The sequence below is a fragment of the Roseovarius autotrophicus genome (assembly GCF_018069895.1).
Classification (GTDB): domain Bacteria; phylum Pseudomonadota; class Alphaproteobacteria; order Rhodobacterales; family Rhodobacteraceae; genus Roseovarius; species Roseovarius autotrophicus.
The window spans coordinates 461,422-475,571 of record NZ_JAGQDH010000001.1; the positions used below are offsets into that span (position 1 = coordinate 461,422).

Sequence of the window (14,150 nt, forward strand, 5' to 3'; positions counted from 1 at the left end):
GCCCATCTCGTCCAGCATGACACGATCCATACGATAAATCGCACGCATAGTCAATGGGTTAGCCCGGAAACCAAAAGTGCCGAACGCCCGGACGACTCACGAAGTATTAAGAAAGCCGGCGCATGGCCCACCCCTCCCGGACAACACCGGGCCAACCGTTGACGATCTGAGAAAGTGCAGGCTTCTGTTGCCAGGTGCCTGCGAACCCCGCCTTACCTTGCTAGAGGCAAGGGCTTGATTTTCGGCTTTTCGGACCGCTTACGCGGCCAGAGCAACCGGAGCACGATTGTCGTTGGCAATTATGCTTTATGAACCGATAACGGTGGTATCTCACCGGGACAAAGCCACCCCTTTACACGTTCGTCGATCCTGTTTCGGCCCCTCTGTCCCCCAACGAAGGGATTTTGGTGGAGCCGCCGGGTACCGCCCCCGGGTCCGATCCGCTTATTCCGAGCGCGTTTATGCCCATAGCCCCCGTTGCCGGGAACAATGAGAATATAGGCGCATACGGTCCGCTTGGCTAGGGGTCACCGTGGCGAAATCGACAGCCATATCCCGTTGCGCCCGCGCACCGTGAGATGCGCCACCGGCATTGCCGGGCGCTCCGCCACAGTCTCGAACCGCCACGCCCGCACCAGCATGGCAAGCAAGAGCGGCCCCTCGATCATCGCGAACCCCGCCCCGGTGCAGACGCGCGGACCCGCCGAAAACGGCATATACGCGGTGCGCAGGCAGGTGCGCCCGTTCTCGGTGCCATAACGCGCGGGGTCGAAATCGTCAGGCCGCTCCCACAGCCGCTCATGCCGGTGCAGGTGCCAGGGGCTGAGCACCACCTGCGCGCCGGGGCTGACCTCGCGGTTGCGAAACCGCTCCGGGCACGCCGCCTCACGCACCATCATCGGCACCGGCGGATAAAGCCGCAGCGTCTCGCGGAACACATCCCGCGCCACCCGGAGCCGCCCCATGTCGCCGAACTCGGGCGCTCGGTCGCCCATCACCGCCGCCGCCTCCGCCGCCACCTTCTCCTGCCAGTCGGGGAAAAGCGCGAGCAGATAGAGCGCCCAGGCCAGCGCCGAGGCGCTTGTCTCATGACCCGCCAGAAAGAAGATCGCAACCTGATCGACCATCTCGGGCGTGGTGAACCTCTCACCCGTATCGGGATCGGCGGTTGTCATGATCTTGGTGGCCAGATCGTCGGGCGCGCACCCCGCTGCGATCGAGGCCATCCGCGCCGCCGTCAGATCTTCGATAAGCGCGCGGATGCGCCGCGCCGTCGCCACCGTCGCGCGCCGGTGAAAGCGTGGAACCCAGCACGGCAGCGGGACAAAAGCGGCGAGGTTCAGCACCGGCTGCGTGCGCTGATGTGCCTTGAACTCCTCGAACACCCGCGCCGCCGTCTCGTTTTCGATCGGCAGCGAAAACAGCGTGCGAAAGATCACATCGGCCGCCGCGTGGCTTGTCTGCGCCTCGATCTCCACCGGCGCGCCATCCGCCAGCGGACCAAGCCGCGCCACCGCCCCCTCGCCCGCCGCGACCATCGCCGGGAAGGTGTCGCGCAGCCGCCCGCCCTCGAAGGCCGGGTCGATGATCCGCCGCTGCCGCTTCCAGGTCTCGCCATTGGTCACGAACACCGACTGCCCCAGCAAGGGTCGCAACCCCTCCGAGACCCGGGTCGATTTGGGAAAATCGTCGGGCCGCTCCTTGAGCACCAGATCGACAAGCGCGGGATCGTTACACAGATAGGAGCGGAAGAACGGCGTGCGAAATTCCGCCATCCACGCCCGGTAAAGCCGCGCGGGCTGCGCCGAGAGGATATCGTCACGAAAGAGGTGCAGATATCGCCAGAGCGACACCCGCGCCACGCGCGAGGGTGGTTTTGGCGGGATCATGGCGTGATGCTCCGGTAGCCCGACACCGCCCGCTCGATCCGCGCAGGCGAGGGCGCGCGGCCCGCAAAGCGCGCGGCCAGCGTCTGCGGCCCCGCCGTGATCGCGAAATAATCGTAGCCCCTGGGATGGTCAAAGGCGCAGAGATACTGGAAATGCAGCCGGAAAAACCGCCAGCGCAAGCTGCGCCACCGCTCGGCGCTCAGGGTCTGCGTGAAGGCCGCCGAGATGACCAGCGGCCAGCGTTTGCCCGCAGGCGCCACGCCCGACACCGCCACCGGATCGCACAGCGCAAAGGCGCAGCCGTCACCGGGCGCCGTCACATCGAGCCAGAACAGCTCGTCGCGCGTGCTCAGATAGGCCAGATCGGCCCGGAGCCGCCAGGCGCGCGGCAGAAACGACACCATCGGCACCACCTGCCCGAGGCTCAGGAACGACAGCGCCGGTCCAGCCGCGGGCACACGGCCCGCGCGGATCAGATCGGCCAGCACCGAGACCGCCAGATGCGCCCCCGAGGAATGGCCCACCACCAGCACCTCGTCGCTCTCGCCCTGCAATGCCTCGGCGATCGCGTCACCGAAGGCGGCCAGCCGCGCCTCCAGTTCCGGCGGGTTGGCCCCCAGATGGCACGCCGAATAGGCATAATCATGCATCAGGTAATAGGCAAAGAACCGGCCATCCAATCGCCGGAACCCCTCCAGCACCAGCGGCACCACCAAAAGCCCCGCCAATCCCGCCCATGGTTGCCAGAGCGCCAGCACACGCCCCACCAGCCACGCCAGCACCAGCGCCAGCCCCAGTTGCACGAGCAGAAACCCAACCGGATAAAGCGCCGCGATCACCGGCCCTTTCCGCAGCCGCATCAGCCGGAACAACGCGCCCGTACCGATATAGGCCGCCGCCGTGCGAAGAAGTTGCAGATAGGTCGCCACGATCTCCTGATCCATGCTGCCCTTGACGATATCGGACCAAACCAGCACCTCGATGCCGCTCTCGACCGCCGCCCCCTCGATCCGCGCCGTGACCTCCCAGCCGAACCGCGCCTTGCCCCGCGCAGGCCGCAGCGCAATCTCATGGCCGCAAACCTTCCCCTGCGCCGCCGCCTCCGTGCGGTAAAGCTCTCGATACCGGCGCGGCGGGATCGGATCATAACCGGGAATGTAAAAGACGTGGCGGCGGCGGACGGGAGGCATCACCGGCCCCTGGCAGACCGGCCCGGCCCAGGATCACGCCCCCCGCCCCCGTTTCTTCTGGCCGCAAATATCCCGGGGAGTGTGAGGGGCTGGCCCCTCACTCCGACGCGTGTCAAGGGTGGTGTCGCGGACATCGGCACGCCGTTCCCGACAGTTCCCTCGCGCGAAATCACGGCACGGCACCCGCAGCCGCACAAGCGCCAGCCCGCCGGGCAGGTGAGTCTTCGCTCGGCAGATATCCGACGCTCGGAAAGGCGTATCACTTCAACGCTTCCAGCTTGGCGGGGTCGAAATCGGGACCGGGAATGAGTTCCACGCCATCTTTGCTCATACGCACCTCGACGCCAGCTTCAACAAGAGTCGACTTTAGTCGATCAACCTTTGAAAAATCTTTGGTCGCAAGTGCATCCGCCCTTAAACCAGCCATCACTGAGCCTAAACGAACTAACGTGTCGGACAGTTCACAATGCTCACTTTCTTCGTTCCTACGAACAGAAGGAATTGCGGACACCGAAGAGTAAGCCGTAACCGTTGCGCTTCGGAAATGAACAGTCTTTTTCCAATTCCAATCAGCCAATTCTGGTTCAAGGAGACCAATCAGCATAGCTGAGCCGACGAAACACTCTTTTGCTTGGTCTAGATTGTCGAATTCTTCAAGACCATCAGAAACAGTCTTGGACCACGCATCAATCCGCGCTGCCAAAGCATGCAACTCGGCGATCGCAAGGCTCGTGTTCATATCATCTGAAAGCGCCTTTAAAAGCCGAGAGTGCGGCTTCCCTGGACGAACGCTGTCAAACATACAGCGCCACTTGCGAAGCGTCTTCTCCGCCTCCCGCGCCTTCTCCGCCGTCCAGTCCATCGACTTGCGGTAATGCGTGGAGAGAAAGACGAACCGGATCACCTCGCCCGGCACGCCCTGATCCAGCAAATCCCGCACTGTAAAGAAATTGCCCAAACTCTTGGACATCTTCTTGCCCTCGACCTGCAACATCTCGTTGTGCAGCCAGTAGCGCGCGAAATCCCCGTGCGGGTGCGCGCAGCAGCTTTGCGCGATCTCGTTCTCGTGGTGGGGGAACATCAAATCGTTGCCGCCGCCGTGGATGTCGAAACTCTCGCCCAGAAGCTCGAACGACATCGCCGAGCATTCGATATGCCAGCCGGGCCGCCCCCGGCCCCAGGGGCTGTCCCAGCCCGGCAGATCGTCGCTTGACGGCTTCCACAGGACGAAATCCATCGGGTTGCGTTTATAGGGCGCGACCTCAACCCGCGCGCCCGCGATCATGTCATCGAGCGTGCGCCCCGAGAGGCGACCATACTCGGCATAGCTTTCGACCGCAAACAGCACATGGCCCTCGGCCTCGTAGGCGTGCCCCCCCGAGATCAACCGCTCGATCATCGCCACCATCTGCGGGATAAATTCGGTCGCGCGCGGCATGTGGTCCGGCTCCAACGCCCCAAGCGCGGCCATGTCGTCGAGAAACCACTGGGTCGTCTCCGCCGTGATCTCGGAAATCGCGCGCCCGCTCTCGGCCGCGCGCGCGTTGATCTTGTCATCCACGTCGGTGAAGTTGCGCACATAGGTGACGTGACCCACCCCATGAACATGCCGCAACAGCCGATAGAGCACATCGAACACCACCACGGGCCGCGCGTTACCCAGGTGCGCCCGATCATAGACGGTCGGGCCACAGACATACATGCGCACATTTTCGGGATCCAGAGGCGTGAATACCTCCTTCTTGCGGGTGCGGGTGTTGTGCAGCCTGATCGTCGTCATGTCGGTCCTCATGCATTGGCCTGGACGGGCATTAGCACCTTAGCCCGCCGCTTGGAACCACCGCAAAGATCAGGGTTTCGGCGGTGCCTTCGGCGTGAATTCGCAGGTCACTGGCTTGATGTCGATGAGCGGCGTGCCGTCGAGACAATCAAGCCCGCGCACCACAAGCGACGCGCCCTCGACCCGAACAAGACGCACCCGCGAGAGGCCGATAGGATTGGGCCGCTGCGGCGAGCGCAGGGCGAAGGTGCCGAAATAGCGCTGCCCGTCATTGCCGGGGTTCTGCACCACCAGATCACGGCGCGCCCGGTCGAGCCAATAGAGCAGGTCAAGGTGCTGATAGGCATCAACCCCCAGAAGCGCCTCCTGCCAGGGCGCGAAAACCTCCACCCGGCATTCCGCCCCGTCCTCGCGCCCTTGCCTCGGGCAATCCTTGCGCTCGCGCCACGGCGTGTGAATGCGCCCGATGAAATAGAGCGCCGCATCATCCGCTTCCGGCACCTCGACCAGCCTTTCGCCCGCACGCACCCGGCTTTCCATCGTCACTTCCTCGCATGTTGCCAATCCAGCGCCCCTTCTCTAGCACTGAGGCGCGCCCCGCACCAAGGCAGGAGTCGGCCATGTTCCAGAGCTTTACCGAGACCGCGCGCCCCGAAGCGGGTCCGCCGCGCCTTGCCCTGCTGCGGCGTGCGATGGCCAAGGCTGGATGTGCGGGCTGGCTCGTGCCGCGCGCCGATGCGCATCAGGGCGAATATGTCGCGCCTTGTGATGCGCGGCTCGCGTGGCTTAGCGGGTTCACCGGCTCGGCGGGCCTCTGCGCGGTTCTGGATGATGCGGCGGGGGTATTCGTGGACGGGCGCTACAAGGTGCAGGTGCGCGCGCAGGTGGATCCGGACCACTTCACGCCGGTGGATTTCCCCGAGACGCGGCCCGGCCCCTGGCTCGCGCGGCACCTGCCCGAGGGCGGCGTGGTAGGGTTCGACCCGTGGCTGTTCACGCCGGAGCAGATCGACGACTTGACCGCCGCGCTGCCCGAGACCATCCGCCTCATGGCCGGCCCCAATCTCATCGACACCATCTGGGCTGACCGCCCCGCCCCGCCAACGGGCCCCATCCGGCCCTGGCCCGATGAACTCGCCGGGGCGAGCCACGCCGAGAAACGCACCCGTCTGGCCGAGGGGCTGCGCAAGGCGGGCGCAAGGGCGGCGGTGATCACGCTGTGCGATTCGCTCGCCTGGCTGCTCAACATCCGCGGCAGCGACATACCCCGCAACCCGGTGCCGCAGGGATTTGCCATCCTGCACGATACCGGTCGCGTGGCGCTTTTCATCGACCCCGCAAAGCTCGACAGAGCCGCGCGCGCGCATCTCGGAGGCGAAGTCATGCTTGCCGCGCCCGAGGATTTCGGCCCCGCGCTCGACGCGCTCAGCGCGCCCGTACGGCTTGATCGCAAGAGCGTTCCGGTCTGGGTCGTGCAGCGGCTCGACGCGGCGGGCGTGGCGCATGTCTGGGGCGAGGATCCTTGCGTCATGCCCAAGGCGCAGAAAACCCCCGCCGAGATCAACGCCACCCGCTCCGCCCATCTGCGCGACGGTGCGGCGGTCTGCGAGTTCCTTGCATGGTTCGACGACCAGCCCCCCGGCACGCTGACCGAAATCGACGTAGTAACGCGACTTGAGGAGTGCCGCCGCGCCACCGGGCAGTTGCTCGACATCAGTTTCGACACAATCGCTGGGTCTGGCCCCAACGGCGCGCTACCACATTACCGGGTGAGCGAGGCGAGCAACCGCACGCTGCAAGAGGGCGATCTGCTGGTGCTCGACAGCGGCGGGCAATATCTGGACGGCACCACCGACATCACCCGCACCCTGCTCGTGGGGCACCCCGGCAAGGCCGAGCGCGCGGCCTTTACCCGCGTGCTGCAAGGCATGATCGCCATATCCCGCCTGCGCTTCCCGAAGGGCCTCGCGGGGCGCGACCTTGACGCTCTGGCGCGCTATCCGCTCTGGCTTGCGGACATGGATTACGGCCATGGCACCGGGCACGGAGTGGGCGTCTATGCCTGCGTGCACGAGGGGCCACAGCGCCTTTCGCGGATTTCCGAGGTGGCGCTCTGCCCCGGCATGATCCTGTCGAACGAGCCGGGATATTACCGCGAGGGGGCATTCGGCATCCGCATCGAAAACCTGATCGTGGTGCGCCAGGCGGCACCCGTGGCGGGGGGCGACGCGGCGGCGCAGCTCGATTTCGAAACGCTCACCTATGTCCCCATCGACCGCCGCCTGATCGTGGCGGACATGCTCTCGACCCCCGAGCGCGATTGGCTTGACCGCTACCACGCCGCTTGCCGCGACAAGATAGGCCCTCTGCTTTCGGGTCCGGCGCGGTTATGGATGGATCACGCGACACAACCGCTTTGACATAATTCCGTGAGGTTTCGGCGGCAAACCGAAACCCGCATCCGTATCAGGAAGGAACGACACATGGCCAAGATCACCATTCGCAAGGCAGACGGCACCTGGAGCGTGCGCGCAGGCGGCGCAGTGCTAGCCGAGAGCCGCAACGCGCTGGAACTGACCGAGGGTGACTATCCCTTCATGATCTATTTCCCGCGCGAGGATATCGCCATGGCGTTCCTCGACGAGAGCGAACAGACCAGCCATTGCCCCTTCAAGGGCGATGCGCGCTATTTCTCGATCGTCACCAAGAGCCAGACCCTGACCAACGCAGCCTGGAGCTATGAGGCCCCCAAACCCGATGTGGCCGAGATCAAGGACCACATCGCCTTCTATGCCACCGATAACGTTGCTGTGGAGCGGGTGTGACACCACCCCTTCCCCGCTTGCACCGGCCCGCGCCTTTCGCTAGGAAGCGCGGCACGGGTGATTAGCTCAGTTGGTAGAGCGCTTCGTTTACACCGAAGATGTCGGGAGTTCGAGTCTCTCATCACCCACCACGCCCCTCGACCGACGGGCCGGTGCCTGCCCGTCAGGGTGTGTTGCCCTCGCCCAGATCCCAGAGAATCCCCACCACTATGTGAATCTGTAGCCAAGGGCGGCGGATTCGACCGGAAATGACCAGGATCCCCCCTTGCGTGCTTGCTATGTGCTTACCGTAGCAGTGAGCACAGGTGCAGAAGCCAGCCAAGTCATTGAAAATATTGGTCGGAGTGAGAGGATTCGAACCTCCGGCCCCTGCCTCCCGAAGGCTATCCCAGCCCATTTGTTCACCTTTCATTTGCCCAAATCTCCTTGTTTTGTTCTGGTTCCGTTGATTTCGAAACAAGTCAAGCTGCACGAGCGTGCAGTTTCACCGTCTCCGCTCCATCGCCTCAACCGCCGTCGCCTGATAATCAGGGTGGTGGTGGCCGTAGGTTTCCTTAATGGTCTGCATGCTCACCCCAAAGTACCCTTCGACATCCCACTGCTTGGCGCCGTTCTGCATCGCCCACGTGATCGCGGTGTGCCGAAGGGTGTGCGGGGTCACGTCCGCAAGCCCAGCCTCGCGACAGGCGCGCCGCCAAGCGGTCTTTATGTCGCCGATGCGCGCTCCCCCTTCCGAGACCACGTAACGGTCTCCTGTCCCCGCCCAGCGCCGCAAGTGCGCCAAGAGTTGCCGAGGCAGGCGCGCAGTCGTCTGGAGCTTCTTGGTCTCGCGCTGGGCGCTGCCGCGCCGGTACATAATGCCGCGCTCTAGGTCGACCCAGCCGCCCGTGGTGTTGGGATGGTATTGCAGGCCGAGGATCGCGGTCTTGCGGGTGCCGGTGTTGATCCCGACGAGGATAAACCTTGCCAGGTGCTTCGAGTGCGGATTCCGCCATGCCGCGCGCAGGAGCCGCGCCGCCTCGTCTCTGGTCAGCCAGCGGTCCTTCGAGGGAGGCTTAGCAGGCAGATTCACGCTCGGAAACGACAGCAGATGCCCTCCCTTATGGCAGTGGGTCAGCGCCGCCCGCAGCACGCCGAGCTCGCGTCGGATCGTGCCGGGCGAGACCGGCAGCCACTCAAGAACTTCCTTCGTCTTGGGATCGCGCCTTCCGGGCTTCACCCGGGTCTTGCCGTAGCGGAGACAGGTGGCGTCCGTGACGGCGGAGACCGACAGCCCGCCCCAGAATGCGTCGAGCGCCTCGATCGCGTAGGCGATCCGTACAGGGTCAGCGACATGCGGAGCATGCTCTGTCCCGTAAATGGCCAGCGCCTCGCTCACGGTCATCTGGTCGGGCGTAGCGGGACCACTGGGGCGGTCTCGCATCGCAATGTAGTTAGCGAGCGCTCTTTCAGCATCGCGGCGACTTCGCGTGCCGGTCGAGATGTCGTTCCGCCCGGTGTCGCGGATGTAAAAGATACCTGTCTTCCGCTGGTGTAGGCGAGCTCCTTTGGCTTTTTGCGGCATGCTTCGATCAACTCCGGGTAAGAGGCCCGCTCAATGCGCAGAGCGCGCCCCATCCGGACGAGCAGGCCATGTGTTTCAGCTGCGCTCCGAAGGGACATCTTCGGAACACCCAATTCATGCGCGGCTTCGTCCAATGTGGCTAGCGGTCTGTCTTGCATCGCAAATCCGTCCTGGTGGAGTGGCCGCGCTGGGCGCTCGGGCAGATCATCCCTGCGTCGAGGCCGAGCGCGGCTGGGTGTGCGTCACGCGCCGGAGGGACGCGCCGCCGCTGCGGGTGTTATTCGCCACCGCCCGCTGGGCAGCTGCCAGAGAGACAGCTTCAACTGCCGCGCGTGATGCCTACCACCGCGGCAATCTTCAGGATCAGGCGCCGGGGTTCCGGTACCAACTTGCGGTTTCGATAAATCGGGCATCCACCGCCCAGACGAGGCGGTACTGCATCCCGATGGTTTCCCAGGCAGGCCGGGATTCGACCCGAGGCGCGCTCTGGCCGGTCAGGAAGGCATGGGCGAGGCCGTCATGCACCGCAGGGTTCCCGATCAGGTACCACGCGCCATCGTCCGCGAGGCCGGGCTCAACGATGATCTCGAGCTTGCCCGAGAAGGGATTGGCGTCAGAGAACTTCGTCGCCTGAATTTCGGCCACCACCTGCTGCGCCACCGTCTCGAGCTCTGCCGGAACAACCAGTGCCCAAGGCTCGATCGCGTAGAGCTCTCCCTGCAGGCCGCGCGCCTTGCGCAGCGCCACCCGCGCATCGGAGAGGCTGGTCACGCTCAGCGCGGCGCCAATGTCTGTCGTGTTGCCGTGCGAGGTGTGGAACATAGGCTGTTCATCGGACATCGTCTGCCCAGCGCCCGCGTTCGCCTCGAGGGGTTCCAAGAGCACGCGCCGCAGCCGCTCGACCGCGCCCCGCACCATCCGATCCGATGCCTGGGAGAGCAGCTCGACGCGGTCGTTGGCGATGGCCTTGTTGCTGAGATTGAAGCCTGCGCCGAAGTCACGCGGCGTCGGCAGTGCTTCGCCTTTCTCGTCCATGGTGACGAACTGGATTTCGCCGGCCTCTTCAATCTCCTGCGGCATGCCGGATGCGGAGAGCGTCAGCGCCTTTCCCTCGTGGTAGGTCTCGCGCGGGATTTCCCGCGATGCCCGCGCCAGATCGGGAATGCGCTGGGCGAACTGCCGGGCGACCACGTTCGACATGGCGTCGGCGGTGATCATCGCGAAATCGGTCGCTGTGTGGGTGCCGCCCGTTACCATCCGGATCGCCTCGCGGCGACTGAGAACGCGCTCGCCCCGTCCTTGCGCGATGGCCATGCACAGATCGCCGAGCGAAGCCTGTGCGAACTCGCGGCCCATGCCGGGCTGGTGCGTCCGGTCGAGCCGGGCTTGGAGGCCATCGACCAAGCGAGCACGAAGGCCGGGTCCGCTGTTCCAGTCCGTGTCCACAGTGTTGATTTCGCACGTCGGCCCGTAGTCACGATTGCTGGCGTCCGCCATCACCCCGAGCACCGCGTCTCGCGCCGCCTGCTCGACCTTGCCGGTTTCGGGATCCTGCTCGGCCTCGATTTCGGCGAGCCAGTCCTTGACCGCCTTTGCCAGATCATCCGCGGCGACCTGGTTCTTATCGGTCAGGTAGCGGATCAGCTCGAGACCCGGGGCCAGCGCCTCCATGCGCTTGAGCGTCATCTGAGGCCGCGCCGCGAGGATGTCGGCCATGATCGCCGGAAGCTTCCGCTCCTGGGCGAAGAGGCGCGCTTGCGCCAAAAGCCGCGCAGGCGGCTGGATTTGGGTGAGTGCGTTCATTGCTCGCCTCCTTTGGGTTCGGACGGGACGGCCGCCCAGCCGTTTTCGCGCGCTTGGCGCTGCAAGGCCGACGGTGCGGCCGAGTGCTTCGTGTAGTCGTGCTCAGCGGGCGCTTCCGGCTGCGCATCGCCGTCGAGGCCGTCCGCGAAGCCCAGCGCGATCGCTTCCTCAGCGTTCAGCCATGTTTCCGCTGCCAACCAGGACTCAACCCGCGGCACCGGCTGACCGGAGAAGCGGCTGTAGATTTCCGCGTCGGTCCGTCCGACCTTCTCAAGCAGCTCCGCTTCCTTGCGGAGCGCATCCGCATCCCCAGCGATGATCGACCACGGGTGGTGCGCCATCCAGAAGGCTGCGGGATGCATCAGCACCGAGGCACCTCCGCAGATCAGCAGGGAGGCCGAACTCGCAGCGATGCCGCGCACCCGGAACCGCACCCTGCCATGGGCTTCTGCCTCCGCGAGGATCGCGGCACCCTCGAAGGCATCGCCCCCCGGGCTGTTGACGATCACGTCGACGTCGCGACTGGAATGCGCGGCGAGGAACTCGGCCAGCGCCGATGCGGTGTTCCACCCAGCGCCGATGTAGCCCGATATCCTGAAGGTGGGGCGATCCATCAGGGCTCGTCCCGCGTGATGCCCATCTCATCTGCTCGAATCAGGACGTTGTAGGCCGCCGCCGTCACGTTCAGTGCCGAGAAAACCCGGTTCACGCGTTGATTGCCAAGGCCATAGACATTTCGCTTCGACGGATCGATTTGCTCAGACAGCCAACCGGACAGCTCGTCTATTGGCCCGGCGAACCAGGCACGCCACGTCTCGGTCTCGGTCACGGATCTGTTGCTCTCCGAGAATTCGGCTCCTGTGATCCAGACCGCATTACCCAGCCCCACGAATGCCCACGGATCCTTGGAACTGTAGCGGACACCCGCCCACGAGAGCCCATTGCCGACGAGCGAGCAAGCATCTTCTGGGCTTATCCCCGCGAAACCGTCAACGGAGGTGGCCATGGCCATCAACCGAAGCTGCAGCGCCTCAGCGAAGGTATAGCTGCCGTTCACGCGCTTCGGGAACGGCAAGTGGCCGCGCTCAGCGAGCAGGTCAAACCGTTTCGGTGGAATGTCTGCAAGGTAGGCGATTGCGGAACGCTTCATGGTTGTCTCCCTCGGATGAGGAAGCTTCGCATGCGCCGATATTTGCTGTCAATCCCTCTACCTCGTTTGAGGGATATTTTGCATCATGTTTCGCTGCGGAGCTGGTTCCACAGCGGCGACAGCTTCTTGCGGATCACGCTGTCGCTCGGACTGCTCTTTCCGTCCGATTGATCCAGGAACCAGTTCGACATGGCTGCGGTGAGTTCCTTCAGGGTGGGCGGAACCCCATGCTGGTGAACGTAGATCGCCATCGCGCGCCAGAACGCATCCCAATCGTACTTCGGTTCCGGTCCTTTGCCCGCATGCGCCCGACGCATCAGATCGTTTTCCTCTTCGAAGCGGCCCATCTCGGCGACGTCGATCAGCAGGTCACCTGCCGCGACCATCACGCCATCGGCAGGATCAGACACCATCCGCCACTCCCGCTCGCCGATCTTCCGCAGCCGCCGCAAGCGCATAGACGCCGGCCCCGATCCGTCGCGCCGGAACATCGGCAGAAGGTCCGCCATGGCCACCACCACCAGTCCGGCGACGTCCTCATCGCCTGCATGGACCGGCCCAACGCTGGTGACGACCTCGAGGCGCTCCTGGGCGGCCCATTGTGCAACTTGGTGCGGCGCGGCGATCCAGCGGGCGCTGACCTCATCAATCGAAAATAGGGATTGTCCAGGTAGCGGCATCGGCTTCTGTCCTTGTTCTGATTTCATGACACGGTTACGAATGGGTATCGGCGCGCAAGGCGTCAAGCATTTCAGAACAGGATTCCGAATGAACGCGGTGCAATGTCGAATGGCACGGGCAGCAACTGGCCTCGGTATCCGGGAGCTCGCCCAGCGCGCGGGCGTCGCCATCGACACGATCGCGAGGCTCGAGCGCGGCGACACGCTGCGGCCCAGGACGATCAAGGCCATCCGCGATGTGCTGGAAGAGGCCGGGGTGGAATTCATCGAGGCCACCGAGGACGCGGGTGTCGGCGTCCGTCTGAAAGGAGACCGCAATGCCTGACTGGATCCCGGCTTCACTCTCGGTCGAATGGATCGCGCTGGGTGTCTCGCTGCTGGCCATCGCGCTTTCCGTCTTCGCGTTTCGCCAGAACACTCGCTTCCGAACCGGCGATCAGGCGATGGAAGCAGGGCGTCTCGCGGCCGAGATTGGCGAGCAGCTCGGCGACCTCGCGCCCGAGTGCCGACGGCGAAGGCGAACTGGCACGTGCTGATGGCCGCGAACGGGAATTTCCACTCAGGCGCGCGGCAGCAGCTCGACAACGAGATGGAGCAGGCTCTGGCCGATGTGACTTCGCTGCGCGCGCCTGGCCGATCTGTCTGGCGACTTCCCCCGGCTGGGCACCACCCCGCGCTCGAGCAGCGCCTCGTTCAGTTGTGGTCACTCAAGCTTGCCGCGAACAGCATAGCCGCAGGCAATGCCCAGCGCGAAACCAAGCACCAGCAAGCCGTCGACGCACGGCGCGAGACCAGCAATCGTTGAGAAGGAGGCCGATATGGCTGAGACACGGGATTCGGACATCTTCGAGGGATACCTGACCCGCGAGGAACTCGCCGAGAAGCTGGGCGTGCAGCCACAGACGATCGCGAAGTGGAGCACGTACGGGATCGGGCCCGAGTTCGTGAAAGTCGGGCGCCGCGTCTACTACCATGAGCAGACCGTCCGGGAATGGCTGAAAACCCGCGTCGTTCGGAAAGGTTGACTGGCCTGAAAACCGGGTGGAAACCCCGGAAACCCAAAGGTGGAAACCTCATTGGATTGCTGGGTGGAAACCCAGATTTTTCTTTTGTTGCTAGAGACATAGCGCGCTTCCGCCCCCCGCCTCCGTTTGGCGCGCAGGGGGAACCAAAGCCGGGGGGGATGGCCCGCGAGGAGAGCGCGAGACGCGATTTCCGGCCCGCCCGCCCCCTGCCTTCCTCGCGCTGCGCCGACAGAAACAAGCCGCG

At 64.6% G+C, this 14,150-nt stretch carries 15 protein-coding genes, 1 tRNA gene and 1 other RNA gene; 7 read left to right on the top strand and 10 right to left on the bottom strand.

All coding sequences use genetic code 11. The features are described 5' to 3' along the window. Positions 1-173: 173 nt before the first annotated feature. The 5 genes from ssrA to tsaA all read right to left on the bottom strand — a co-directional run bounded on the left by ssrA (position 174) and on the right by tsaA (position 5,399). Positions 174-527: a transfer-messenger RNA gene (gene ssrA / locus KAK09_RS02385) on the bottom strand. After that, positions 528-1,889 (bottom strand): cytochrome P450, encoded by a 1,362-nt coding sequence (locus KAK09_RS02390; protein WP_210877222.1) that lies wholly within the window; start codon positions 1,887-1,889, stop codon positions 528-530. Further along, a complete protein-coding gene (locus tag KAK09_RS02395; protein ID WP_210877223.1) occupies positions 1,886-3,079 on the bottom strand; it encodes a hypothetical protein in 1,194 nt (397 codons plus the stop codon). The genes KAK09_RS02390 and KAK09_RS02395 overlap by 4 nt, the downstream gene beginning before the upstream one ends. 259 nt (positions 3,080-3,338) lie before the next feature. Continuing rightward, a complete protein-coding gene (gene cysS / locus KAK09_RS02400; protein WP_210877224.1) occupies positions 3,339-4,859 on the bottom strand; it encodes a cysteine--tRNA ligase in 1,521 nt (506 codons plus the stop codon). A gap of 69 nt (positions 4,860-4,928) precedes the next feature. After that, positions 4,929-5,399 carry a tRNA (N6-threonylcarbamoyladenosine(37)-N6)-methyltransferase TrmO gene (tsaA, locus tag KAK09_RS02405; RefSeq protein WP_210877369.1) on the bottom strand — a complete coding sequence of 157 codons (471 nt, stop codon included), beginning with the start codon at positions 5,397-5,399 and terminating at the stop codon, positions 4,929-4,931. A gap of 80 nt (positions 5,400-5,479) precedes the next feature. Here tsaA and KAK09_RS02410 point away from each other — a divergent pair, with 80 nt between their 5' ends. From KAK09_RS02410 to KAK09_RS02420, 3 genes are all read left to right on the top strand, one after another. Further along, on the top strand, positions 5,480-7,279 hold the full coding sequence (locus KAK09_RS02410; protein ID WP_210877225.1) for an aminopeptidase P family protein: 1,800 nt from the start codon (positions 5,480-5,482) through the stop codon (positions 7,277-7,279). A gap of 63 nt (positions 7,280-7,342) precedes the next feature. After that, positions 7,343-7,684 (top strand): DUF427 domain-containing protein, encoded by a 342-nt coding sequence (locus tag KAK09_RS02415; RefSeq protein ID WP_210877226.1) that lies wholly within the window; start codon positions 7,343-7,345, stop codon positions 7,682-7,684. Positions 7,685-7,739: 55 nt separating this feature from the next. Next, positions 7,740-7,815: transfer RNA gene (locus tag KAK09_RS02420), tRNA-Val, on the top strand. Positions 7,816-8,168: 353 nt separating this feature from the next. Here KAK09_RS02420 and KAK09_RS02425 read toward each other — a convergent pair. The 5 genes from KAK09_RS02425 to KAK09_RS02445 all read right to left on the bottom strand — a co-directional run bounded on the left by KAK09_RS02425 (position 8,169) and on the right by KAK09_RS02445 (position 12,881). Continuing rightward, a complete protein-coding gene (locus KAK09_RS02425; protein WP_210877227.1) occupies positions 8,169-9,248 on the bottom strand; it encodes a site-specific integrase in 1,080 nt (359 codons plus the stop codon). A gap of 363 nt (positions 9,249-9,611) precedes the next feature. Then, entirely contained in the window at positions 9,612-11,051 is a 1,440-nt protein-coding gene (locus tag KAK09_RS02430; protein ID WP_247651003.1) for a phage major capsid protein, read from the bottom strand. Beyond that, a complete protein-coding gene (locus KAK09_RS02435) occupies positions 11,048-11,665 on the bottom strand; it encodes a head maturation protease, ClpP-related (RefSeq protein WP_210877228.1) in 618 nt (205 codons plus the stop codon). The genes KAK09_RS02430 and KAK09_RS02435 overlap by 4 nt, the downstream gene beginning before the upstream one ends. Next, positions 11,665-12,201, bottom strand: a complete 537-nt coding sequence (locus tag KAK09_RS02440) for a hypothetical protein (RefSeq protein ID WP_210877229.1) — start codon at positions 12,199-12,201, stop codon at positions 11,665-11,667. The genes KAK09_RS02435 and KAK09_RS02440 overlap by 1 nt, the downstream gene beginning before the upstream one ends. A gap of 83 nt (positions 12,202-12,284) precedes the next feature. Continuing rightward, positions 12,285-12,881 carry a hypothetical protein gene (locus tag KAK09_RS02445; protein ID WP_210877230.1) on the bottom strand — a complete coding sequence of 199 codons (597 nt, stop codon included), beginning with the start codon at positions 12,879-12,881 and terminating at the stop codon, positions 12,285-12,287. 88 nt (positions 12,882-12,969) lie between these two features. Between KAK09_RS02445 and KAK09_RS02450 the strand changes: the two genes are divergently transcribed. The 4 genes from KAK09_RS02450 to KAK09_RS02465 are packed head-to-tail and all read left to right on the top strand — an operon-like array spanning position 12,970 to position 13,906. Continuing rightward, positions 12,970-13,206, top strand: a complete 237-nt coding sequence (locus KAK09_RS02450; protein WP_210877231.1) for a helix-turn-helix domain-containing protein — start codon at positions 12,970-12,972, stop codon at positions 13,204-13,206. Beyond that, complete coding sequence (locus KAK09_RS02455) at positions 13,199-13,417, top strand: hypothetical protein (protein WP_210877232.1); 219 nt, start codon at positions 13,199-13,201, stop codon at positions 13,415-13,417. Before KAK09_RS02450 ends, KAK09_RS02455 begins: the two co-directional genes overlap by 8 nt. Beyond that, complete coding sequence (locus tag KAK09_RS02460) at positions 13,411-13,686, top strand: hypothetical protein (RefSeq protein WP_210877233.1); 276 nt, start codon at positions 13,411-13,413, stop codon at positions 13,684-13,686. The genes KAK09_RS02455 and KAK09_RS02460 overlap by 7 nt, the downstream gene beginning before the upstream one ends. Positions 13,687-13,699: 13 nt before the next feature. Then, positions 13,700-13,906, top strand: coding sequence for a helix-turn-helix transcriptional regulator (locus KAK09_RS02465; RefSeq protein ID WP_210877234.1), 207 nt, complete (start codon positions 13,700-13,702; stop codon positions 13,904-13,906). The last annotated feature ends 244 nt before the right edge of the window (positions 13,907-14,150 follow it).